The organism is Sinorhizobium sp. 6-70, from assembly GCF_030124375.1.
In the GTDB taxonomy this organism is placed as follows: Bacteria; Pseudomonadota; Alphaproteobacteria; order Rhizobiales; family Rhizobiaceae; genus Sinorhizobium.
On the sequence record NZ_JASKLS010000015.1, the window covers coordinates 128,756 to 151,515 of the forward strand.

At 62.2% G+C, this 22,760-nt stretch carries 19 protein-coding genes and 1 pseudogene; 17 read left to right on the top strand and 3 right to left on the bottom strand.

Annotation, left to right across the window (positions count from 1 at the left end):
* Positions 1-15 precede the first annotated feature (15 nt).
* Entirely contained in the window at positions 16-825 is an 810-nt protein-coding gene (locus QN222_RS24640) for a class I SAM-dependent methyltransferase (protein WP_283964088.1), read from the bottom strand.
* Between the two features lie 106 nt (positions 826-931).
* On the opposite strand from QN222_RS24640, the gene QN222_RS24645 reads away from it, so the two are divergent.
* The 5 genes from QN222_RS24645 (at position 932) to QN222_RS24665 (ending at position 6,014) form a co-directional block, all read left to right on the top strand.
* Positions 932-2,065, top strand: coding sequence for an ABC transporter substrate-binding protein (locus tag QN222_RS24645; RefSeq protein ID WP_283964089.1), 1,134 nt, complete (start codon positions 932-934; stop codon positions 2,063-2,065).
* A 57-nt stretch (positions 2,066-2,122) separates the two neighbouring features.
* On the top strand, positions 2,123-3,262 hold the full coding sequence (locus tag QN222_RS24650; protein WP_283964090.1) for an ABC transporter substrate-binding protein: 1,140 nt from the start codon (positions 2,123-2,125) through the stop codon (positions 3,260-3,262).
* Positions 3,259-4,329: an iron ABC transporter permease gene (locus QN222_RS24655; RefSeq protein WP_283964091.1), complete on the top strand. Its 1,071-nt coding sequence runs from the start codon at positions 3,259-3,261 to the stop codon at positions 4,327-4,329. The genes QN222_RS24650 and QN222_RS24655 overlap by 4 nt, the downstream gene beginning before the upstream one ends.
* On the top strand, positions 4,323-5,084 hold the full coding sequence (locus QN222_RS24660) for an ABC transporter ATP-binding protein (protein ID WP_283964092.1): 762 nt from the start codon (positions 4,323-4,325) through the stop codon (positions 5,082-5,084). The genes QN222_RS24655 and QN222_RS24660 overlap by 7 nt, the downstream gene beginning before the upstream one ends.
* Positions 5,085-5,549: 465 nt before the next feature.
* Positions 5,550-6,014 carry an Rrf2 family transcriptional regulator gene (locus QN222_RS24665; RefSeq protein ID WP_283964093.1) on the top strand — a complete coding sequence of 155 codons (465 nt, stop codon included), beginning with the start codon at positions 5,550-5,552 and terminating at the stop codon, positions 6,012-6,014.
* Positions 6,015-6,111: 97 nt separating this feature from the next.
* On the opposite strand, the gene QN222_RS24670 is transcribed toward QN222_RS24665, so the two are convergent.
* A complete protein-coding gene (locus QN222_RS24670) occupies positions 6,112-7,329 on the bottom strand; it encodes an SfnB family sulfur acquisition oxidoreductase (protein WP_283964094.1) in 1,218 nt (405 codons plus the stop codon).
* A gap of 728 nt (positions 7,330-8,057) precedes the next feature.
* On the opposite strand from QN222_RS24670, the gene QN222_RS24675 reads away from it, so the two are divergent.
* The 11 genes from QN222_RS24675 to QN222_RS24725 all read left to right on the top strand — a co-directional run bounded on the left by QN222_RS24675 (position 8,058) and on the right by QN222_RS24725 (position 21,733).
* Positions 8,058-9,464, top strand: a complete 1,407-nt coding sequence (locus tag QN222_RS24675) for an FAD/NAD(P)-binding protein (RefSeq protein ID WP_283964095.1) — start codon at positions 8,058-8,060, stop codon at positions 9,462-9,464.
* A gap of 210 nt (positions 9,465-9,674) precedes the next feature.
* Positions 9,675-10,691 carry an aldo/keto reductase gene (locus tag QN222_RS24680; RefSeq protein WP_283964096.1) on the top strand — a complete coding sequence of 339 codons (1,017 nt, stop codon included), beginning with the start codon at positions 9,675-9,677 and terminating at the stop codon, positions 10,689-10,691.
* A gap of 609 nt (positions 10,692-11,300) precedes the next feature.
* Positions 11,301-11,537 (top strand): DUF1127 domain-containing protein, encoded by a 237-nt coding sequence (locus QN222_RS24685; RefSeq protein ID WP_283964107.1) that lies wholly within the window; start codon positions 11,301-11,303, stop codon positions 11,535-11,537.
* A 360-nt stretch (positions 11,538-11,897) separates the two neighbouring features.
* Positions 11,898-13,286, top strand: coding sequence for a cytochrome c (locus QN222_RS24690; protein ID WP_283964097.1), 1,389 nt, complete (start codon positions 11,898-11,900; stop codon positions 13,284-13,286).
* Complete coding sequence (locus tag QN222_RS24695; protein ID WP_283964098.1) at positions 13,286-13,786, top strand: (2Fe-2S)-binding protein; 501 nt, start codon at positions 13,286-13,288, stop codon at positions 13,784-13,786. Before QN222_RS24690 ends, QN222_RS24695 begins: the two co-directional genes overlap by 1 nt.
* Positions 13,786-16,038 (top strand): molybdopterin cofactor-binding domain-containing protein, encoded by a 2,253-nt coding sequence (locus tag QN222_RS24700; protein WP_283964099.1) that lies wholly within the window; start codon positions 13,786-13,788, stop codon positions 16,036-16,038. The genes QN222_RS24695 and QN222_RS24700 overlap by 1 nt, the downstream gene beginning before the upstream one ends.
* Before the next feature lie 210 nt (positions 16,039-16,248).
* Positions 16,249-16,938: a response regulator transcription factor gene (locus QN222_RS24705; protein ID WP_283964100.1), complete on the top strand. Its 690-nt coding sequence runs from the start codon at positions 16,249-16,251 to the stop codon at positions 16,936-16,938.
* 253 nt (positions 16,939-17,191) lie between these two features.
* Entirely contained in the window at positions 17,192-18,361 is a 1,170-nt protein-coding gene (locus tag QN222_RS24710; RefSeq protein WP_283964101.1) for an FIST signal transduction protein, read from the top strand.
* Complete coding sequence (locus QN222_RS24715) at positions 18,358-20,601, top strand: PAS-domain containing protein (RefSeq protein WP_283964102.1); 2,244 nt, start codon at positions 18,358-18,360, stop codon at positions 20,599-20,601. Before QN222_RS24710 ends, QN222_RS24715 begins: the two co-directional genes overlap by 4 nt.
* A gap of 104 nt (positions 20,602-20,705) precedes the next feature.
* The gene (locus QN222_RS24720) at positions 20,706-21,383 is read left to right on the top strand and encodes a hypothetical protein (protein ID WP_283964103.1); all 678 of its coding nucleotides are present in this window, start codon (positions 20,706-20,708) and stop codon (positions 21,381-21,383) included.
* Complete coding sequence (locus QN222_RS24725) at positions 21,380-21,733, top strand: hypothetical protein (protein WP_283964104.1); 354 nt, start codon at positions 21,380-21,382, stop codon at positions 21,731-21,733. Before QN222_RS24720 ends, QN222_RS24725 begins: the two co-directional genes overlap by 4 nt.
* Positions 21,734-21,807: 74 nt before the next feature.
* Here QN222_RS24725 and QN222_RS24730 read toward each other — a convergent pair whose 3' ends face one another.
* On the bottom strand, positions 21,808-22,413 hold the full coding sequence (locus QN222_RS24730; RefSeq protein ID WP_283964105.1) for a hypothetical protein: 606 nt from the start codon (positions 22,411-22,413) through the stop codon (positions 21,808-21,810).
* Positions 22,414-22,584: 171 nt separating this feature from the next.
* On the opposite strand from QN222_RS24730, the pseudogene QN222_RS24735 reads away from it, so the two are divergent.
* Positions 22,585-22,760: pseudogene (locus QN222_RS24735) on the top strand (S-(hydroxymethyl)glutathione dehydrogenase); the annotation flags it as partial.

Here is a 22,760-nt window from a genome sequence, read left to right on the forward strand (position 1 = left end):
ATCATAGGCCCTCTTTCAGCTCGACGGCTTGCTTGCCCGGATCGCATAGCGGTGCTGGCTCTTGCGCGCGAGTGCCTTGAAGACATTCCAGTTTCTCGCCTGCATCCGATGGATTTCGCGGAGATCGGTATCGATCTCGACGGCGACAAATCCCGCCCTGCGCAGGAGATCGGCCACTGCTTCGGCCCGGGCGCCTTGCGAGAAGTGGACACGGGAGAGGATGCTCCTATGGGTTTCCATCATCTGGCGGGAGCCGGATGGCGTGTCCGCCTTGAGAAGCCCGGCGCGCTGGCCCCAGGCGCTGAGCTTTGAGAACAGCCGCTCCAGCGCATTCGTATTGACGAAGTCGCCGTCGACGATCAGCAGCGTGCCGCCCGGCTTCAAGACGCGCAGCCATTCCGCAAAGGCTGCGGCCGGGTCGACCAGTGTCCAGACCAGATGCCGGTTGACCACGGCATCGTAATGATCGTCCGGCTCCATCGTGTTTTCGGCGTCGCCCATGCGGAACGAAATCTTGCGCCGGCGCTCGCGTGCCTTGTGGCGCGCCCGCTCGAGCATCGGTTCGGCCCAGTCGAGGCCGGTCACCCGGAAGCCGAGATCGTCAAGCAGATGCGAGACGACGCCGGTGCCGCTTGCGAGGTCCAGCGCCATGCGGCCTTCGCCCTCGCCGAGATGGCGCCGAATCAGCCGGTGCCATGCCGCACGCTCTTCTTCGGAGAAAATCTCGTGCCCGGGGGAAAGGTCGAAGGTTGCCGCGCGCTCCGACCAATAGGCCTTGATTTCGTCGCGAAGATTATAGTTCCGCCGCTCTGCCACGTCGCTCATATCGACCCCCTAAAACGCAGGTTTGGAAGCGTTCTAAAAGATAAATGTTGACTAATAAAGTCATGAAATATTAGATCGCGCAGATTTTTCAGCGGAGCGAAGAACAATGAGGCTTTTCAACAGGGTGGCCACCGCCGCCATGGGTTTTTGCGTCCTTTTTTCGGCCCCGGCATTGGCGGAAACGGTCAAGGTCCGGGACGTCACCGGCAGGGATGTCGAGGTCAAGGTCCCCGTCGAGCACGTGATTCTCGGCGAAGGACGCCAGATCTATTTCCTCGCCGCGCTCGACCGGGAAGAGCCTTTCAAGCGCGTTGTCGGCTGGCGCGACGACCTGACCAAGGCCGACCCGGAAAGCTATGCCGCCTATCTCGCCAAATACCCCGACATCGCCAAGTTGCCGGCTTTCGGCGGCATGAAGGACGGAACCTTCGACATCGAGCAGGCCGTGGCGCTGAAGCCGGATGTCATCCTGATGAATGTCGACGCCAAGACCGCGACAGAAGAAGCCGGCTACATCGAAAAGCTCGGCAAGGTCGGTATCCCGCTCGTCTACGTCGATTTCCGCGAAAAGCCGATGGAAAACACCGAGCCGAGCATGCGCATTATGGGTAAGCTCATGGGCAAGGAAGAAAAGGCCGAGGAGTTCATCGAGTTCCGCGCCGACAGCATCGCCAAGGTAACCGACGTACTCGCCAAGGCCGACGCGGCAAAGCCGCTCGTCTTCGTCGAACGCGCCGGCGGATACTCCGAAGATTGCTGCATGTCCTTCGGCAACGAGAATTTCGGCAAGATGGTCGAACTCGCCGGCGGGGTGAACATGGCGAAGGACATCATTCCGGGGACGTTCGGCACGGTCAATCCGGAGCAGATCATCGCCGCGAACCCGGATCAGATCATCATCACCGGTGGCAACTGGCAGGGTTACGTGCCGGGCGGCGCCTGGGTCGGTGTCGGCTACGGTGCCGACGAGAGCGAAGCACGGCAAAAGCTCGAGAAACTGACCAAGCGTCCGGCCTTCACCGGCGTGAAAGCCGTCGAGGACGGCAATGTCCATGCAATCTGGCACCAGTTCTACAACAACCCCTATCAGTTCGTCGCCGTCCAGCAGATCGCCAAGTGGCTGCACCCGGACCTCTTCAAGGATCTCGATCCCGAGGCGACCTTCAAGGAACTGCATGAGCGCTTCCTGCCGCTTCCTTACAAGGGCGGCTACTTCGTCTCGCTGAATGTCGGCCAATAAGGATCGGGCGCCGAAGGGAAGGCTGGCTCTTCGGCACCCTCATCAAGAGGTTTGCATATGTCGCTGTTCAAGAAACTTTTCCCGGCGCTGGTCGCCGTGGCAGCGCTCATCGCTGCACCGGCCATCGCCGCGGAAATCACCGATGTCACCGGTCGCCGGGTCGAGCTCGAACTCCCGGCCAAGCGAGTCCTGCTTGGCGAGGCGCGACAGATTCATGTGGCGGCGGCGCTGAAGGGCGAACACGTCTTCGACACGATCGTCGGCTGGCGCGATGATCTGATCACGAAGGATCCGGATTCCTACGCTGCCTATCGCGCGCGCTTTCCGGCAATCGCGGACCTGCCGCTGTTCGGCTATATCCCGAGCGGCGATTTCAGCCTGGAAGCGGCGATCGCGCTGAAGCCGGACGTACTGACGCTGAATCTCGAAGCGCAGCAGGCGGTCGAGGAATCCGGCTTCATCGAAAAGGCAGCCGCGGCCGGCATCGCCGTCGTCTTTCTCGACTTCCGCGTCGACCCGGCGAAGAACAGCGTAAAATCCGTCGAAATTCTCGGCGAGCTTTTTGGCGCGAAGGAACGCGCGAAGGAGTTCATCGCGTGGCGTCAGGCCCAGATCGCGCTGGTAACCGATCGTCTGGCGGCCGCCGGCGCGATCAAGCGCCCGAAGGTCTTCATCGAACGCTCGCCCGGCATCACCGGCGAAACCGCCTGCTGCAGGACATTCGGGCCCGCAAACTTCGGCGAGATGGTGGAAAAGGCGGGCGGCCACAATATCGGCTCGGATGTGGCCGCAACAACCTTCGTTGATCTCAACCCCGAACAACTCGTCGTCGCCGATCCGGACCACGTGATTATCACCGGCAGCAACTGGGCTGCCGAGTCCGACGTCAACCAGTTCGTCAATGTCGGCCGCGGCGCCGATCCGGCGGCCGCCCGGGAAAGGCTCTCGGCCCTGATGCAGCGCCCGGGCTTCACGACGCTCAAGGCGGTGAAAGAGGGCAGGGTGCATGCCGTCTGGCACCAGTTCTACGGAGCGCCTTACGAGTTCGTTCCGATCCAGCAATTTGCCAAGTGGTTCCACCCGGAGCTTTTCGCCGACATCGATCCGGATCGGACGTTCCGCGAGTTCCACGAGAAATTCCTGCCGGTCGCCTATCGCCCGGGTTATTTCGTCTCGCTTCCGCAAGGGGGTGAATGATGGTCGCGGCCGTGGGGGAATTCTCCGGCATTGAGGGGCGCGGGCGTTACCGCGCCCTCGTGCTACGCCGCTTGCTGTTGATCTCCTGTCTCGTCACCGCGCTCTTCGTGTCGGTGGCGGTCGACATGGCGCTCGGGCCGGCGAACTATCCGCTCACCGATGTGCTGGCGGCCTTGTTCCGCCCGGAGACCGTCGGCGACCAGCTTCGCGTGGTGATTTGGGACATCCGCATGCCGATAGCGCTGATGGCGGTCACCGTCGGTGCGTCGCTCTCGGTGGCGGGCGCGCAGATGCAGACGATCCTCGCCAACCCGCTGGCGAGCCCCTTCACGCTCGGCATTTCCGCTGCCGCCGGCTTCGGCGCAGCGCTCGGGCTCGTCGCCGGCGTGGCGATCTTTCCGGTCGCCGTCCACTACATGGTGCCGATCAACGCCTTCCTGATGGCGATGGTGGCGGCACTCTTCATCCATTTCGCCTCGACCATGCGCGGCGTGACCGTCGAGACGATCGTGCTCATCGGCATCGCCCTCGTCTTCACCTTCAACGCGGCGCTGTCGCTGCTTGAATATCTGGCCTCCGAGCAGGCGCTCGCCGCAGTCGTGTTCTGGACCATGGGCAGCCTCACCAAGGCGACCTGGCCGAAGGTCTGGATCACCGGCGCGGTGCTCCTCGTCGCCGTGCCGCTCTTTGCGCGCCACGCCTGGGCGCTGACCGCGCTGCGACTTGGCGACGATAAGGCGGCGAGCTTCGGCATCAATGTCCGCCGCCTGCGGCTCGAAACCATGCTGACGGTCAGCCTGCTCGCCGCAATCCCCGTCTCCTTCGTCGGCACCATCGGTTTCGTCGGTCTGGTGGGGCCGCATATCGCCCGCATGCTGGTCGGCGAGGATCAGCGCTTCTTCCTGCCGGCCTCCGTTCTTTGCGGTGCGCTTCTGCTTTCGGTGACGTCCGTCGTCAGCAAGATGCTCATCCCTGGCGCGGTGCTGCCGATCGGCATCATTACGGCGCTCGTCGGCGTTCCCTTCTTCTTCGTGCTTATTTTCACCAACAGGAGACGGTCATGGTAGCCCTGACGCTCGAGGATGTCGGAGCGACGTACGGGCGGCGCGCGGTGCTGTCCGACATCAATACCGGCACGCTGAGAGGCGGCCGCCTGACCGCCGTCATCGGTCCGAATGCTGCCGGTAAATCGACGCTCTTCAAGCGCATCGCCGGCCTCGCCGCCGGCCCCGGCCTTGTCCATCTCTCCGACACGGTGAAGGGACCTGAGGCGATCTGTTACATGCCGCAGGACACCGGGGCGAATGCGGTGCTGACGGTCTACGAGTCGGTCCTGCTTTCGGCCAAGCAGGGATCCGGCTGGAAGGTCAAGGACGGCGAGCTCGCGGAAATCGATCGGGTGCTTTCGGCGCTCAGGATCGATGACCTCGCCTTCCGCGGTCTTGGTGAACTTTCCGGCGGACAGCGCCAGCTCGTCTCGATCGCGCAGGCGCTGGTGCGCAAGCCGGAAGTGCTGCTGATGGACGAGCCGACGTCGGCGCTCGACCTCTTCCGCCAGATCGAGGTGCTCGGCTTCATGAAGCGGCTGTCGGCGCAATCCGGAATGGCGGTGCTGATCGCGCTTCACGACCTCAACCACGCGCTGCGTTATTGCGACGACACCATCGTCATCAGCAACGGATCGGTGGTTGCCAGCGGCCCGACGCCGGATGTGATCACGACCGAGATGCTGAAATCCGTCTATCGCGTCGAAGCCCGCGTCGAGGCCTGCTCCATGGGCCGACCGGTCGTCATCGTCGACGATTCCATTCAGGCCGCCTGACCGCCGGTCAAGCGGCAAAAAGGCCTATCGAGCTTCGCCGTCCGGGTTCGCTGGAAGATGGCGCATTGTCGCCGCCGCGGCGAATGACGCTCGGTTGCCGCAGGCATGGAACCGATCCTGTGTTTAGCCGAAGACTCGCAGTCGCCGGCGTTGTTCGAAGGCGCGTTCGGCGATCCGCAATTCCGTCTTCGGCGGCACGCGACGGCGCGCTTCATAGTAAATCTATCTGGGAACTAAATTGATTTCTTGCCGCCGGAATGTGGTTGATCTATATAACATATATCTAACATGCCTAGTAAGCGTATCAGCCGGCGCGATGCCCGATGTGTCGGACCGGCCGCTACAGCGCCGCGCGTCTTATCAGGCGCGCAAACGACGCTTTAGCACTTTGAATTGCTGCATGTTTTATCCTTAAATCGGCTAGGAACATGCAGCAGCAAAAGACTTTCCCGAAAGCGATGTCCCATGCTGACAAAAAAAGGAAAATACGGTCTGAAGGCAATGGTTGACCTTGCCCAGCTTCAGCCGGGTGAGACCGCCTTTATCACCGATATCGCCGTCCGAAACAATTTGCCGAAGAAATTCCTCGACACGATCATGCTGGAACTCAGGAACGCCGGGTTCCTTCGCTCCAAGAAGGGTCCCGGCGGCGGCTATTCGCTGGCGCGTCCGGCGGCCGAAATCCGCGTCGGCCAGGTGATCCGTACCCTCGACGGCCCGCTCGCGCCGATCCGCTGCGCCAGCCGCACCGCTTTCGAGGCTTGCGACGACTGTCAGGACCCGGAAACCTGTCACGTGCGGCGCTCGATGGTGGTCGTGCGCGACGCGATGGCCGGAATCCTCGACAATATGACGCTCGAACAGTTCGCCCACGGTGAGAAGGACGAGAAGGAGGAGACCGTGGCGCCGCTTCGCAGCGAAGCCGGCTGAGGCCTTTACAGATCTCCGTGCCGTTGTCTCCGGAATTCCGATCCCCTCCGGGGTACTTTTCGCGCCCGCGTACCTCGGCCTCACGGAGCGAAATCAATCAAAGCGAGCCATTTCGCGGCGGCTTGACGGCGTTGAGGTGGTAGTTGCCGACGACGTGATATTTCCACCGCACTGGATCGTGCAGCGTGTGGGTGCGCGCGTTGCGCCAGTAGCGGTCGAGATTGAGCGCGACCTTCGTCGACGCGGTGCCGGCAAGCTCGAAGAGCGTGTTGCTGGCGTCAAGCGCGACCTCGGTCGTCAGGACCTTGGCCGCGGCGACGGCGAGCCTCGCTTCTGTTGCGTGTTGCTCGGTCGGATCGATTTGGGCGACGTCGACCTTTTTTCCCGCATGTTCGACGACCGCCGTGGCCGCTTCCAGGCGGATGGCGATCTCACCGATACGGGCGATCGTCAGCGGATCTTCCGACGCTCGCTCGACGCCGCCGTCGATCCAGGGCCGGGCCTTGTTGCGGACGAAATCGACGGTTTCCCGGAAGGCGGCGCGTGCGATGCCGAGATCAACGCCGGCATGGATGATCTGGCCGACGGAACCGATGGTGCCGGGGCGTTCGAAGCCGCGATGATGCCTGACGACAGATCCGGCATTCACGTAGACGTTCTGCAAAACGGTCGTGCCGCTGCCGGTGACGCGCTGCCCGAAACTGTCCCAGTCGTCGATGATCTGGACACCGTCGGTGCCGCGCGGGACGAAAGACATGGTGAGTTGGTCGGCCGGATCGAGCGCGAAAACTGCGATCCAATCGGCAAAGAGAACACCGGTCGAATAATATTTGCGACCATTTATGCGATAACCGGCACCATCTTCGCTAAGGCGCGTGTTGTAGTGGCCGACGGTCTTCGTTCCGGTTTCGGCAAGCGCATTGCCGAACCGGTCGCCGGCAAGCGCGCGGCCGAAAAAGAACTTCTTCTGCTCCTCCGTCCCGTCGTGACGGAGCGCCTCCAAGACATAGAAGTGGTTCTGGGGAATCTGGCCGATCGAACTGTCGGCCTCCGACAGGATCGCAGCGACCTCGGCAAGCACGGCGTTCGAAACATCGATCCCCTCATAGTCGGATGGAACGCTGATCGCCAGCAGGCCGGATTGCGCAAGCTGATCGAGTTCCTCATAGGGAAGAACGCGCTCCAGGTCGCGTTCGCTCGCACGGTCCGCAAACCGGCTTGCCAGTTCTCTCGCAACCGACAGGGCCTCCTCCTCGCTCTCGATGCGCTGCGCGGGCGGCCTGGTCTTGTCGGCGAACTGCGAGATGGTTCCCATATCGATCCTCCATGGATCGCGACGAGCTTGGATCGCACCAATCCAGGACCATCGCGATCGACTCCAAGAATTCCGCTGCCGGCGGAAGCCGCATCTCGCGCGACCCGCCCGACGTTGGACCGTATCACTGAACGATCACCTTACACCGGGTAAGAAAGCTTGTTCTATAGAATTTATGGATATTGAACTTTCTTTGCTTCGCTAGCATCGGTCCTCTTTCATAGTATGAAGCATGAACCGTTTTCTTTCATCCGCCAAATATCGGTCGGGTTGCAGCAGAGGACGTTATAATCGCCGATGGCTGATGCTGGTCGGCGCAGCGTCGACGAGGGGCAATTGTGTTTTGATTTCAATCGGAAAGAGCGCGCCGCGTTAATCCGCGGCGCCCGCTGAAACGAGCGGCCCGAACAAAAAGCTTGATGATCGGCCCCTTTGTCATAAAATACTAACTTGATAGACTATCCCGTATAAGGACGGTCAGCCAAAGGCGCGGAGACTTCCCGGGGAGGCGTGCGGCTACTGCATGTTTCCTCAGATCGCACCGATTTGAGGATAAAACATGCAGCAATTCAAAGTGCTACAGCGTCTCTTGCGTGTCCGGTGAGACGTGCGCGCTGTAGTCCAGACATCCCTGAAAATTCAAACGGCAGCTATTTGTGTGTCTCAAGGTCCTGCGTAGGGGTTGCCCATGACTGGTCCGGCTGCGGCCGAGGCGCAAAGGAGCTCACATGACTGTGCACGGATTGTTTGCAGCGAAACCGTCCCAGGCGACCGGCATTTCGTCGAAGCCCGAGATTGCCATCATCGGGCGTGGATTTTCGGGCATCATGATGGCGATCGCGCTCATGAAGTCTGTCCGCGTCTCCTTCCATTTGACCATGTACGATCCGCACCCCTCGATCAGCGGCGGCCAGGCCCTATCGTCCGCGCAGAGCATGGAGATACTCAACAGCCGCGTGCGTGATCTGTCGGTTGCCGCCGGGCAGCCCGACGACTTCAATGACTGGCTTTGCGCCAACGGCGAGTTCCGTGCGGCGGTGCCGGCGGCCATCCCAGGCTTCCAGCAGATTTTCGTGCCCAAGGGCATTTTCAGCGACTACGTCCATCAGCGCTTTTCCGAGGCGCTTGCGCGCCGGTCCGATATCACCGTGAAGTTCTCTCATGAGCCGGTCCACGGCCTGCGCAAGCTCTCCACGGGCCGCTTCGCGCTCGTTCACGATGGCGGAACCGACGAAAGCGATGTCGTCGTACTTGCGACGGGTTTCGGCGTCAGGGCCCGCAACGTCGAGATCCCCGATGAGGCGCAGCCGGTCGTGAGAGCCCGCCGGCTCGTCGATCCGCGCCACGCGGTCCTGCTCGGCAGCGGCATTCGCGTCGTGGACCAGTTGTTCCAGATGCGCGACAGCGGCTACGCCGGCAGGATCACGCTGCTGTCGCGGCATGGCTTCCTGCCGCAGACGCATACGCGCCTGTCGGCGGCGCCGAGCTTCCCGGTCGACCCGATGCCGTCGACGCTGAGGGAGATCGTTCGGTTCGTCCGCAAAGCCTGTGCCGATGCCGAGGCCAAGGGGCAGAGCTGGCAATCGGCGATGAACGGGCTTCGCCGCCGCGCCCGATCGCTCTGGCAGGCACTTCCCGCGCGGGAGAAGCGCCAGTTCAACCGGCATCTGCGCGCCATCTACGACAGCCACAGAAACCGCCTGCCGGCAGCCGTGCACGCTCGCCTCCGGCAGGAGCTCGCCGAAGGGCGAACCGTGCTCTGCCGCGGATGGGTCGGGCGGCGCGTGCCGGAGGGACTGATGGTCCGCTGGTCCGGTCAATCGGAGGAGCAATTGCTGCGGGCCGACCAGGTGATCGACTGCCGCTGCTCGGCGCCGGACCTTCAAGCGCCGTTGTTCCAGAGCCTCTTTGCCGGCGGATTGGCCATGCCGGACGAGCTCGAACTCGGACTTGCCGTCAGCCCCACCGGAGAAGTGCTCGGTAACGGCGGCCGCACGCCGAACCTCTTTGCGATCGGGCCGCTCGGCGTGGGCAGCCTGCCCGACATCGACCTCGTTCCGGAGATCGTCACCCAGACCTATGCGGCGGCACGCCTCATCGCAACCGGCAAACGCCCGGCGCTGAAGGCGGGATAGATCGACGCGCGACAGTGCCACGGCGCCTTGTGTCTGTTTGGACGCACAACGGCGCCACAGCCACCTTGGACAACAATCAGTTGGGCGCAAAAGCCGCCTTGCGGCAGCATTTTTCATTGCTGAAAAACCTCTTGCGGAATCGAGGCTTCTGATCGCCGCGCGAGCAGTGGCATAGTCGCCGGCATTGCTCCACGACTGGAAAGGAACGCCATGCTTGCCAGCGACATCTCTGCGCTCAGCCGAAGGCAATTGGGCCGCTCCGGCCTGTCGGCCGCACCCATCGGGTTGGGCTGCTGGGCGATCGGAGGCCATTTCACTCTCGACGGGAAGCCGGACGGTTGGGGAGAGATTGACGACGAACAGTCGATCCGTGCCATTCATCTTGGCCTTGAGATGGGGGCGTCTGTGATCGACACCGCCGATGCCTACGGAACCGGGCACAGCGAGGAGGTGATCGGCCGCGCGCTCCGCGGGCGAAGAGGCGACGCAATCATCGCAACCAAGTTCGGATACACCTATGATCGCGCCGCCCGCGCCCTGGTCGGCACCGATGTCAGCCCCGCCTACATCGAACAGGCCTGCGTAGCATCGCTTGCGCGCCTGGCCACCGACTGTATCGACCTCTACCAGATCCATGTCGGGGAGCTTCCGAACGATCAGGCGGATGCGGCCGGCGAGACGCTTGAAAAGCTGGCGGAGAAAGGTGCCATCCGCTTCTGGGGCTGGAGCACCGACAAAGCCGCCGCCGCGAAGCGAATGGTGAACTTCCCGCATTTCGTCGCGGTTCAGCAGGAACTGAACGTCTTCACGGATGGCCCGGACATGCTGGCGATGTGCGAGGGCAACAGTCTCGCCAGCCTCAATCGGTCGCCTTTGGCGATGGGGTTCCTGAGCGGCAAGTTCGGCCCTCAAACGCAGTTGCCTCCAAGCGACGTGCGCGCGGCCGGTCATAGCTGGGTGCGGTTCTTTGAGGATGGACGGCCGCGTGCCGATTATCTCGACCGCCTTGCGCGAATGCGCGAACTCCTCCAAGTCGGAGGTCGGACCTTGGCGCAAGGCGCACTCGGCTGGATCCTTGCCCGCTCGCCCAACACCTTTCCGATACCTGGCTTCAAAACCGAGGCGCAGGTGCGTGAAAACCTGACGGCGCTGCAGAAGGGACCGTTACCGGAAGCGACAATGGCGGAAATCAATGCGCTGCTTGCGAACAGCGCTGATCACAGATGATTTCGCTGCGGAGGGCAGCGCTGCCGCAGTGAGAGCCCGCTCAGCCGCTGACCTCTCGCGGTTACTGCATGTCTCCTTAGACCGACCTCGATTTAAGGACAAAGACATGCAGCAAGTGCCACAGCGACCTTCGCGCGTCCGATAAGACGCGCGGCACTGTAGTCGCGATCGAGACAAGCAAATGGCGCCGGACCCGAGAGATCGGCTCCGGCGCCGCAGAAGATGCCCTTGAAAATCTGTTGCATTTTCGCAACGGATCCGGTGTGATTTCTGCAATCCGAAATTGTGCCTTTGCAGATCGGCCGGTCTCGTGTAAGGTGACTTCACTCGCAATTCAAATCAGAGGAGGCGTGAAATGAATCCTGTTCTCGTGAATGTGCGCCTCTCTGGCGGGTTGGCAGGCAGCGCTACGATGTATCGCACATCGTGCTCATGCCGATTTTGCCTTCAGGGTCTCTAAGCCCCTGATTTCTGCCGATTGGCGCTTTCCTATTTTACCTGACGTGACCGGCTGACGGAGCGACTGTTCGCGTTTCCGCGTCCGCATCCGCACGTCCATTTGATCTTCGAGAGGACCTGGCCGCCTTGTCGCGCCGGGACGGAAAAATCATGCGTGAAGCACAATTTTTAGTTGTTGATACCCTTGCCGCCACGGCCGACGACCTGTGCCGAAAATTCGGCATCTGGAAGACGGCGCGTGCGCTGATCCTGGCCGCCTGGAGACACCATCAGATGACGAATCAGGTTTCCCATCTGTCGGGTCGCATGCGCCGCGATATCGGCCTGCCGGACGGGGAGCGCGGGCTCCTGGAAGCGAAATTCTCGCTTTGGGATGTCCGGCTTTGAGGTGCCCTCCATCCAGGACGGCAACGGCGATCGGGGGTGGAGGGGTGTCCCGGCGCCCCTCCATCCAGTCTCCGTGCGCCCAGTCTGGAACAATCACAACGCATTGTGGCTCAGCGGCCGAGCCGCTACGACAGCGCCGCGCGTCTTGTCAGATGCGCAACGGACGCTGTAGCCCTTTGAATTGCTGCATGGTTTTGTCCTCAAATCAGAGAAGATTACGGAGCCGGTGGGACCGACGGATGAGGCGGTCCAACTTCGTTAAGAACACCACGGGCATTCCTGCGCTCACGCGGGCGTCATTTCACCATCTCGGAACCGAACGGCCAGTACGGCGTTTCCCACGATCGGCGGAGATCTGCGATGTGGGCCTTGCGGGTGGTGATCGTTTTCGTGGCGGCCATAGTTCTGGCCGTTGGTGCTTTCTTTTTTCTGGCATGGCGTTCCGAAATTCCCGAGGACGCCGCGGCAGCGGAAGCCACGTTCGCTCCGGAACTCGTCGCCAAGGGAGCGCAACTGGCCGCGCTTGGCAATTGCATCGCCTGCCACACTGTTCCTGGAAAACCGGCATTCGCCGGCGGCCTTGCCGTGCCGACGCCTTTCGGGACGATATACTCCACCAACATTACCCCCGATCGTGAGACCGGCATTGGCGGCTGGAGCGAAGAGGCCTTCCAGCGTGCCATGAACGAAGGCGTCGATCGCAGGGGCAGCCATCTCTATCCGGCCTTCCCCTATGACCATTTCACGCGTGTCTCTGCGGAGGACAATCGCGCCCTCTATGCCTTCCTGATGACGCGCCCCGCGGTAAAGGCCGAGGCACCTCGAAACGATCTCCAGTTTCCTCTCACGTATAGGCCCCTGCTCGCCGCCTGGAAGCTCGCTTTCTTCGACAGGGGTGAGCTCGAACCGGATAGCAGCCAGAGCGAGGCGTGGACGCGCGGGCGCTATCTTGCTGAGGGCCTCGGCCATTGCGGCGCCTGCCACACCCCTCGAAACGCCCTCGGCGCGGAAGATCGCGACCATTACTTCGGCGGCGGTGAGGCGGAGGGCTGGCAGGCCTACGCGATCAACAAGGATTCGAAGGCGCCGATACCATGGGACGAGCAAAGTCTTGCCTTCTACCTTCGCAACGGCTGGCATGAATTCCACGGCGTTTCGCGCGGGCCCATGGCCGAGGTCACGGGCAATCTCTCGGCTCTTCCGGACAGCGACATCATGGCGATCGCCACCTATGTAACATCGATCATGGGCGATCCCACCCCCGAACGAGGGCAAAGAGCGGCGCAACTGCGCGAGCAGTTCGAGGGGGACTACCGGGAACAGACGGCCGACAGCCAGAGTTCTCCCGTGAACGCTTCCGGCGGCAGTCCCGGCGAGGCGATCTATGTCGCCGCCTGCGCAAGCTGCCATGAGGGCCAGCGACGCCAGCCCTTCGGAGGCCTGAACTTCGAACTGAGCACCGCCGTCAACGCGCCGAACCCGCAAAACATCGTCAACGTGGTGCTGTTCGGTCTTCCGCCGGCGGATGGCGAGGCGAGTGCGGTGATGCCGGCCTTCCGACATCTGCTCAGCGACCAGCAGGTGGCCGACGTTCTGGCCTACATGCGCGAGCGGTTCTCCGAGGAGCAGCCTTGGGCCGGCCTCGTAGAACTGATCGCCAATACCCGTTCCGGCGCGCACAGGGTGACCATCCGGCCGTCGGACGGCATTGAAAGGGCGCCCCACAACGTCGGCGCCGAGGAGGGATGATGGCGATATTGCTGACAGTCAACGGTAGCCCGCACGAGGTCGACATCGATCCGGCGACGCCTCTGCTCTACGTCCTTCGCGACGAACTTGCCTTGAACGGCGCCAAATACGGCTGCGGGTTAGGCCAGTGCGGTTCCTGCACCGTCGTGGTGGATGGCGAGGCGGTGCTTTCGTGCATGGTGCCGGTCATGCTGCTGGAAGGCCGCGAAATCACCACCGTCGAAGGCTTGGGCACGATCGACAAGCCGGGGCCGCTGCAACAAGCGTTCATCGAAGTGCAGGCGGCGCAATGCGGGTACTGCGTTCCAGGCATGATGATGAGCGCGCATGCGCTCCTGCGCCGGAACGCGCGACCCAGCGACGCGGAGATCCGCGAGGCGCTGGCCACCAATCTCTGTCGTTGCGGTACGCATATGCGGATTCTGGCGGCGATCAGGCGAGCAGGCGAATTGATGCAGGCTGCGTCGTTGCCCAGACCCGATGAAGGGAGGGCAGGCTGATGGGCATTCTCCAGCACGGAATCACCCGCCGCAGTGTGATCGCCGGTACCGGCGGGCTCGTTGTCAGTTTTTCGCTCGGCCGCGCATTTGCCCAGGCGCCCGCGCCGCCGACACCGCCGGCGACGCCACCGGCACCGCCTGCGTCCTTGCCGGGCAGCCTTGACGACGATCGCTTCCTCGATTCCTGGATCCGGATCGACCCTGACAATTCCGTCACCGTCTTCACCGGCAAGGCGGAGCTCGGCCAGGGCATCCGCACCGCCCTTCTGCAGGTTGCCGCCGAGGAGCTGGAGGTGGATCCCGGGGAGATCGAGTTTGTCACGGCGGATACGGGGCGCACGCCCAACGAAGGATTCACGGCCGGCAGCCAGTCGATGCAAAACAGCGGCACGGCCATCAGGAACGCCGCGGCACAGGTGCGCGCGCTCCTCATCGCGGAAGCCGCCAAGCGCTTCGGGATCGCGGCGGCGGAGCTCAAGGCCGAAAACAAATCCGTGCTGGCAAAGGATGGGAGAAGCGCGAGCTATGGCGAGCTTGTCTCCGGCCAGATGCTGCATGTGGAGGCGCAGCCGCAGTCGGCCCTGAAGCAACCCGGGACCTTCCGCGTGATGGGCAAGCCGCTCCCGCGTGTAGACATTCCCGCGAAGGTGACGGGCCGGCCTGCCTATGTGCATGATCTGCGCCTGGACGGCATGCTGCATGCGCGCGTCGTGCGTCCGCCGAGCCCGGCGGCCACGTTGATGGAACTCGATCAAGGCGCGGCCGAGGCGATGCCGGGCATTGTATCCGTCGTGCGCGACGGCAACTTCCTCGCCGTTGTCGCCGAGAAGGAATTCCAGGCGGTGAACGCCATGCGGACGCTGGCCGCGGCTGCGCGGTGGCAGGAGAAGGAGACGCTGCCCGACCAGACCGACCTGCCGTCGACGCTGCAGGGGCTCGAGCGCGAGGTGGGAACCGTTGCTGAAGCCGGCACGCTCTCGTCCAACGGCAAGGTGTTCGAGGCGACCTATACGCGGCCTTACCAGATCCACGGCTCGATAGGCCCTTCCTGCGCCGTCGCGCAAATGAAGGCGGATGGGACGTTGGACGTCTGGTCGCACACGCAAGGGGTCTTTCCCGACCGCGAGGCGATCGCCGAGATGCTGGCGATGCCCGAAGAAAAGGTCCATGTCATCCACATGGAAGGGTCGGGGTGTTATGGGCACAATGGTGCCGACGACGCGGCTGGCGATGCCGCGCTCATTGCCAGCAAGATTCCTGGCAAGCCGGTGCGCGTCCAGTGGATGCGCGAGCAGGAGCACAGTTGGGAGCCCTATGGCCCGGCGATGCTGATGAAAGTCAGCGCGACACTCGACGATCAAGGCAGGATCGCGAGTTGGGCCTATGATCTTTGGAGCAACACGCACTCCACGCGTCCCGGCGGTGCCGGAGCGCTGCTCGCAGCGCGCCACAAGGCTCAAGCTTTCCAGCCGGAGCCGGCCGAGCTCAGAATCAGTCCCTCCGGCAATGGTGACCGAAACGCCAATCCGCTCTACACCATTCCAAATAAGCGCGTGCTCTGGCACTTCCTGCCCGACATGCCCTTGCGCGTCTCGGCGCTGCGGGCGCTGGGCGGCTATGCCAATGTCTTTGCGATCGAAAGCACGATCGACGAGCTGGCGCTGATGGCCGAAGCCGATCCGGTCGAATTCCGGCTCAGCCACATGGAAGACCCGCGGGCGCGTGCCGTGATCGAACTGGCCGCGGAGCGCTTCGGCTGGGACAAGGCGAAAATAGCGAGGAATCGCGGACGCGGCTTCGCCTTTGCCCGCTACAAGAACCTCGCCGCCTATCTGGCGGTTGCGATGGAAGCGGAAGTCGAGCCGGAAACCGGCCGCGTGCGCGTCGTACGCGTCGTCTCCGCCATCGACAGCGGCGAGATCGTCAACCCGGACGGTATCCGCAACCAGACGGAGGGCGGCATCCTGCAGTCGATCAGCTGGACGCTCTACGAGGCCGTGGCATTCGACAGGACGAGGATCACCAGCACCGATTGGTCGAGCTATCCGATCCTTCGGTTTGCGAGCGTCCCGGACAGCGTCGAAGTCAATATCATCGAGCGCCCCGGCGAACCCTTCCTCGGCACCGGCGAGGCGGCCCAGGGACCTGCCGCGGCAGCTGTCGCCAACGCGATCAGAAATGCCATCGGCAAGCGCCTCTATGATTTGCCATTTACCAGAGACCGAATACGAAACGCCGCTGGACGCGCTTGATCGAAGCGCAGGTTTCCACTGGTCAACATCGACTTTCGGCCTAGAAGCGAACCCGCACTCGGCAATTGCCGGGCCCTGAAAACTGTGCGACAAATTCCTCGCAGTTGTGCTGGAGGAGAGCATGACCGCAATGGGAGAAGAGATATTTCCAATGTAATTTGGAGTTGGTTTTGGCCGCTCGAGAGACTAGGAAATATTGGGAGGAGTGCCATGTCGCAGACTGCGTTACCCGTCCACTCGCTTTCAATAAAATCGGCCTTGGTGATCGATGATCATCCGCTTTATTGCGACGCCCTGGCCGCAACGATGGAAAGCACCTTCAAAACGCGTCGAATTCGAACGGCAACTTCGTTGAGCGAAGCGATGCAGCAACTGCGGATGCGGTTCTCGCCCGATCTGATCATGCTTGATCTCAATCTGCCCGATGCGTCGGGTCTAAGCGGTTTCCTGAAGATAAAGGAAAAGATGCCCGATATCCCGGTGATCGTCATCTCGGCGATCACGTCGAAGGACGTCGTCCAGTCGGTTATTGCGGCCGGTGCTGCGGGCTTCATTCCCAAGGATATGGACCGGCAGAATTTCCAGGAGGCCATGCAGGATATCTGGAACGGCAAGACCTATGTGCCGCCCGGCTACGCGATCCCGGCCCGCACCACAGCCACGGATCTGTCGGTGGAAACGATTTCGCGCAAGATCGCCCATTTGTCGCAGCAGCAGACCCGCATTCTGGGGCTGATCTGCGAGGGGATGCCGAACAAGCTGATCGCCTACGAGATGCAGCTGGCCGAGGCGACCGTCAAGGCCCATATCACGGCGCTTCTGCGCCGGCTGGGCGTCCACAACCGCACACAGGCGGCGATGCTGGTGCGCGAAGTCTCGATACGCCACAGCCTGCAGTGAGGCGTGCCGGCACAGGCAATCGGGACTTGAGCATCCCGTATTCGAGTGGAGTCGCCGGAAAACGGATAAGATGCTCTGGAATCAAGGTGCTAGAGCGTCCTTTGCGCGTCCGATTGGACGCGCGGCGCTCTACTGCATGTTTCCTTAAATCGTAGTCGATTTAAGGATAAAAACATGCAGCAATTCAAGGTGCTACAGCGTCCTTGCGCGTCCGATTGGACGCGCGGCGCTGTAGAAGGAAGGATGACGGCGCATGACGGCTGGCGACGATCTTGACCGCAAACCGGCGGAGGCGGTGCGGCTTGCCGCATCGCGTGCCGATGACGCGGCCGTTGCGCTTGCCGAGATCAGGCGGCAGCTCGCCACCGCAAGGCCAAGCTTCGTCCTCCTGTTCGTGCCGAACAGGCTTCAACCCGATGACGTTGCCAAGGCTCTGCGGATGTCGCTGCCAAACACCGTGGTCTTCGGCTGCACGACGGCCGGCCAGATCACGCCGCGGGGGTATGAAGACGATGCGTTGCTGGCGATCGCCTTCCAGCGGCATCACTTCCGTGTGGCCTCGATCCTGTTCGAACCCATTTCGCCAGTTTCGATCGCCGATGTCGTGTCGCAGACGGAGCGGCTCGCCTCGCAGTTCCGTGCGACGCCGGGTCGAAAGCGGCTTGCCCTGGTCTTTGCCGATGGATTGTCCAAACAGGAGGATATCCTAATGGCAGCCCTGGAGGCGGGCCTGAAGGACATTCCCGTGTTTGGCGGATCGGCCGGCGATGGGTTGCGGTTCGACCGCACGCAGGTTCTGCGCAATGGCGAGTTCCACAGCAACGCCGCGCTTCTTCTGCTCCTGGAAACCGACCTGGACTTTAGCGGCCTCGGCTTCGATCATTTCCAGCCAACGGAAACGCGCATGGTGGTGACCCGCGCTGTCCCGGAGGAGCGGCTGGTCCTGGAAATCAACGGCACACCGGCGGCCGAGGAGTATGCCCGGCTCGTCAAGGTGCCGGTCAGCGAGTTGTCACCGATGGTTTTCGCCGAGAACCCGGTACTGGTGCGCAACGGCAATCTCTATCATGTTCGGGCGATCCAGCAGATTCACGGCGAACATGGCCTCACCTTCCTGTCGGCGATCGACGACGGTCTGCTTTTGAGGCTCGGTCGCGGCAAGGAAATCATCCGCACTCTCGAGACCGGGCTCGCCGTGAGGGACAAGGACGGTGAGGCGCCCGATTTCATCCTGGGTTTCGACTGCTATCTGCGCAAGCTCGAGATCGAGCGGAAGGGCTTGGACGGCAAGGCGTCCGAGCAGTTCCGCCAGCATCGGGTCATCGGCTTCAACACTTATGGGGAACAGCATCTCGGCGTGCATGTGAACCAGACCTTTGTCGGCGTCGCATTCTTCCGGCCGAAGGGAGGCGCGCCGCTGTGATCGATCCGGACGAACCCTACAAGATCCAGATCGCCAAGCAGGCCAAGATCATCGAGGCTCTGATCAATCGGGCCGAGCGCGGTCACGAGGTCGGCGGCTCCGCCTATTCACTTTTCGAATCGGCCATCGCTCTGCAGACGGAAGTCTGGGAAAAGACCAAGGACCTGGAAAAGGCCCTCGATACACTCGGCAGGGCGTCGAGCGAACTCGAGATCGCCTATCAGACGCAGGAACGCATCCAGAGAAACCTTGCCGATGCCATGGTGGCGATGGAAGACGGCTTTGCCCTCTTCTTCGAAGAGCGGCTGCAGGTCTGTAATGCCCAGTTCCGGCACCTGCTTGCCGATGTCGAGCCGCTGATCAAACCCGGTCTCGGTTTCGACGACTATCTCGCGGCCGTCAATGCCAGCAAGTATCTGAACCGGGACGAAAGCGGGGGGATCAGCCATCCCCAGCCACTGGTGAAGGAGCAGGGGGCCGGTGAACGCTTTTCGTCCTTCGTCATGGAACTGAGGAACGACCGCTGGTTCCAGATTTCCTACCGGCAGACCAGTTCCGGCAACATCACCGTGCTGCAGACCGAAATCACCGACATCGTGCGGGAGAACCGGCGCGAGAAGAACCGCCTGATAGACCAGCAGGCCCATTTCCTGCAGGCTGCTTTCGATCACATGTCGCTCGGCATCTGCACGTTTTCGTCACGCGGCGAATTGCTCGTTCGCAACGAGCGTTTCGGCGAGCTTCTCGGCGTACCGCTTTCGCTGCTGAAGAAGGGAAGTCCGTTCCAGCGCATCATCGAACATGTCGAACGTCACGAGATTCTCGAGCACAAAGGCCGACGGTCCAAATTCGCCAGCTGGTTCAAGGTCATGCGCCGCGGCGAGACGATGCGGGAACGGTGTCGGCGGCGCGACGGGATGAGCCTCGACATTCGCACCCACTCCTTGCCCGGCGACGGCTTCATCGTGTCGATCATGGACGTGACCGCCGAAACCCAAGCGGCAGCGCTTCTAGAGCAACGTGTACAGGAGCGGACCGCCGAATTGACCGAGGCCAACCGCCTGCTGCAGATCCACGCTATTGAGCAAATCAAGATCGAGGCAGCCCTTCGGCAGGCCAAGGAGGCGGCCGAAACGGCCCATACATCCAAGACTCGCTTCCTGGCGGCGGCCAGCCACGATCTTCTTCAGCCGATCAACGCCGCGAAACTCTATCTCTCGATGTTGACGGAGACGGCGGGGCAGCCCGGGGCGCAAGACGTAGTCGGCCGGCTCAAGCGGTCCTTCACCTCGATCGAAACGCTCCTGCAGGCGCTCCTCGATATTTCGCGCCTCGATAGCCCGGCAGCCGAGTTCAACATCACGTCGTTCGAACTTGGAAGCCTGCTGCAGGGCCTCGCCGGGGATCTGGCGCCCTTGGCGACCGAAAAGGGGATAGAGCTTCGGATGGTGCCTTCCACGCGCTGGGTCACCAGCGATCAACGCTACCTGATGCGCTGCGTCCAGAACCTGGTGGTGAACGCGATCCAGTACACGGAGTGTGGCCGTGTGCTGGTTGGTTGCCGCCTGCGCGGCAATCGGCTGCGGATCGAAGTGTGGGACACCGGTATCGGCATTTCCGAGGAGGACCAGACCCGGATCTTCAACGAGTTCACCCGGGCCGGCGGTGCAGGAAAAGGCACGGGCATGGGACTTGGCCTGTCGATCGTCGAGCGGGCCTGCCGGCATCTCGATCATCCCGTCCGACTGGTGTCACAGCCCAACCGTGGTTCCGTCTTCTCGATCGAGGTGCCGCTTGCCGCGCCTGGCCGTACCAGCGTCTGCGAAAACCCGATGATGGAGCAGCTGCTCGATGGCAGCCTCGATCTCATCGTCATGGTCGTGGAGAACGATGCCGACGAGCTTCACGCGATGACGCAGGTGCTGGAAAGCTGGGGAGCGAGCGTTCTGGCGGCCGCCTCGACCGTCGAGGCCGCTGCGCTGATGCAGGAAATCGGCACAGCGCCCGATATTCTGCTGGTCGATTATCAACTGGACGATGGCGACAACGGCATAGAGACAATTCGTACGCTGCGCGCGCTTGCGGGAATCGAGATCCCCGCGATCATCATTTCTGCCAACCGGCAGCGCCAATTCCTGCAGCTCTGCAACGAAATGTCGTTCGCTGTGCTCACCAAGCCGGTGCAACTGGTGCGGCTGCGGGCATTGATCGACTGGAAGACTCGGGCGCGCTTGGCGTGAACAAACACAGACAAAGGTCTCCAGTGACTTTGCCGCAGGCATTGCTAGGCTCATCGCCAGCGCTCCCAGTAAGACGCGCGACGCTGTAGGACGGGAGGTCTGCGATGCGTGTTCTTCTCCTCTTTGCTCTGTTCCTGCTTGGAATGGGCCAAGGCCTGGCCACGGCTGCCGAAACTTACGAGCTTCTCTTTCGGTCGACGGCACTGAAGGGGCTTGAGGCGGTGCCGGACAACAGCGAAGCCGGGCAGGGCACCCTTGTCTACGACAAGGTCATATCCGGTACCGATGTCGGGCAGGCGGGCGGCAGCTTCGGCATCGGCCTGAAGATCAAGCCTGACGACAATGTCGTCATGACGCTCTATCAGGGCACCCGGTCCCGCGCGCTTGGCGCCTATCCGGCTTCGGTCGGTAATCCCGTCATCATGTACTTCCTTGAAAGCGTGCTTACCGATGTTGCCGGTCAATCGGGCGGCAGCCCATTTTACATGCGCAACCGGATCAAGGAAGCGCTGCTGCGGGACGCGCAAACCGTGCCCGTATCACTCCGCTACCAGAACCGCGACATCGCCGCGCGTGAGGTGACGATCCGGCCGTTCACGAATGACAAGGCGCGCGAACGCATGGGGAGGTTTGCCGAACTGGCGTTTGTCGTCACCGTGTCCGAAGACGTTCCCGGCTGGTATTATTCGCTGGTTGCTACCGTGCCCGCAGCCGCCGGCGGAGCAAAGGCCGGCTATTCCAACGCGATTACCCTGAAAGAGGCGGGGGAGGACCAGCCATGATGCGGGAGGCGCTATCCGCGCTGATAATTGTGGCAGCCTCGGTGCCGGCAAGCGGACAGAGCATGTCGGAGCGCCTGAACGACTATCCGACCGAGGCGCGGGCCGACTACGTGTTCGGTTGCATGGCGGTCAACGGTCAGAGCCGGGCGGTATTGGGCAAATGTGCCTGCTCGATCGATCTGATCGCATCCATCCTGCCCTATGACAAATACGTCCAGGCCGAGACCGTGCTGTCTCTCCAGCAGGTAGGCGGCGAACAGACGGCCATGTTCAAGTCGGCGGCCATGCCGCGCACGATGGTGGCCGACCTGCGACGCGCCCAGGCAGAGGCGGAGATGCTGTGCTTCTGAGCAATTCAAAGTGCTACAGCGTCGTTTGCGCGTTCACTTGAACGCACGGCGCTCGAGGTCGAGAGATATACGGTTCAATCAGGCATCTGCTTGAGCAGGATCTGGGCAATGGCATAGGCGCGTTTCTCCAGAAGCACCGGCGTTTCGCAGACATAGGTAAGCGCCTGCGCGCGCTCGCGGTAGATGCGCTCGTCCCAGTCGATCTGCTCCTCCAGCTTGTCGATACGGTCGAAATCCGGATTTTTCTCGCGCGTAAGCTTGGCCATCTCGACGCGGCCGCCGTCGATCCGTGAGGAGAGCGCGATCTGGCTGCGGGAATAGCGGGCAATCCCCGCCATCAGCCGCTGACGGGTATCGGTGATTTTATCGAATACGGCGAGGAAGATATTGCCGAGCAGTTGGCCGTCCACGGGGGCATTCTTCGCGACGAACGCCCGGACATGGCTCTCCGCCTCTTCGAGCGTAACCCGGCGGAGCGATACGACCTCCACCAGTTCCTTTGCCGCAGGAGCAAGTGCCATGGGCGCGATCGGTTCGGGCCACATCAGGCTCGCCGAAAGGTTCTCGACCTTGCGCTGGATGCATGGCCAGTCGGGATCGGAAAAGTCCGTAGCGCCTGCAAGGCCGGGAACTTGCGTCAGCCAAAGTGCCAGGCTGAAGGCATAACTGGCGGCTCTCATCTCCGGTCTCCCCTGTTCCAGCGAGCGTCAGTATAGGCTGACCAAGGGAGAAGCCAAAGGTCGCGTTTTACACACTAAGGTCGCAATTGTCTTTGGGCCTTGGCGCGTCTGTAATCTGCATACAGGGCCACACAGGCCCACCCTTAAAGAACGCAGTTACCGGAGGTATCGATGCGCACTCGCGCTGCTCTGGCTGTCGAAGCCGGAAAACCCCTTGTTGTGACCGAAGTCGAGCTCGAAGGTCCGAGGGCCGGCGAGGTGCTGGTCGAGGTCAAGGCGACCGGCATCTGCCACACCGACGATTTCACCCTGTCCGGCGCCGACCCGGAAGGGCTGTTCCCGGCGAT

Coding starts and splice junctions, on each gene's coding strand:
- QN222_RS24665 (WP_283964093.1), top strand. CDS start 5,550: ATGCTGACAAAAAAAGGAAAATACGGTCTGAAGGCAATGGTTGACCTT.
- QN222_RS24690 (WP_283964097.1), top strand. CDS start 11,898: ATGTGGGCCTTGCGGGTGGTGATCGTTTTCGTGGCGGCCATAGTTCTG.
- QN222_RS24710 (WP_283964101.1), top strand. CDS start 17,192: ATGACGGCTGGCGACGATCTTGACCGCAAACCGGCGGAGGCGGTGCGG.
- QN222_RS24650 (WP_283964090.1), top strand. CDS start 2,123: ATGTCGCTGTTCAAGAAACTTTTCCCGGCGCTGGTCGCCGTGGCAGCG.
- QN222_RS24730 (WP_283964105.1), bottom strand. CDS start 22,413: ATGAGAGCCGCCAGTTATGCCTTCAGCCTGGCACTTTGGCTGACGCAA.
- QN222_RS24685 (WP_283964107.1), top strand. CDS start 11,301: ATGCGTGAAGCACAATTTTTAGTTGTTGATACCCTTGCCGCCACGGCC.
- QN222_RS24660 (WP_283964092.1), top strand. CDS start 4,323: ATGGTAGCCCTGACGCTCGAGGATGTCGGAGCGACGTACGGGCGGCGC.
- QN222_RS24725 (WP_283964104.1), top strand. CDS start 21,380: ATGATGCGGGAGGCGCTATCCGCGCTGATAATTGTGGCAGCCTCGGTG.
- QN222_RS24640 (WP_283964088.1), bottom strand. CDS start 825: ATGAGCGACGTGGCAGAGCGGCGGAACTATAATCTTCGCGACGAAATC.
- QN222_RS24695 (WP_283964098.1), top strand. CDS start 13,286: ATGGCGATATTGCTGACAGTCAACGGTAGCCCGCACGAGGTCGACATC.
- QN222_RS24720 (WP_283964103.1), top strand. CDS start 20,706: ATGCGTGTTCTTCTCCTCTTTGCTCTGTTCCTGCTTGGAATGGGCCAA.
- QN222_RS24680 (WP_283964096.1), top strand. CDS start 9,675: ATGCTTGCCAGCGACATCTCTGCGCTCAGCCGAAGGCAATTGGGCCGC.
- QN222_RS24705 (WP_283964100.1), top strand. CDS start 16,249: ATGTCGCAGACTGCGTTACCCGTCCACTCGCTTTCAATAAAATCGGCC.
- QN222_RS24645 (WP_283964089.1), top strand. CDS start 932: ATGAGGCTTTTCAACAGGGTGGCCACCGCCGCCATGGGTTTTTGCGTC.
- QN222_RS24700 (WP_283964099.1), top strand. CDS start 13,786: ATGGGCATTCTCCAGCACGGAATCACCCGCCGCAGTGTGATCGCCGGT.
- QN222_RS24675 (WP_283964095.1), top strand. CDS start 8,058: ATGACTGTGCACGGATTGTTTGCAGCGAAACCGTCCCAGGCGACCGGC.
- QN222_RS24670 (WP_283964094.1), bottom strand. CDS start 7,329: ATGGGAACCATCTCGCAGTTCGCCGACAAGACCAGGCCGCCCGCGCAG.
- QN222_RS24655 (WP_283964091.1), top strand. CDS start 3,259: ATGATGGTCGCGGCCGTGGGGGAATTCTCCGGCATTGAGGGGCGCGGG.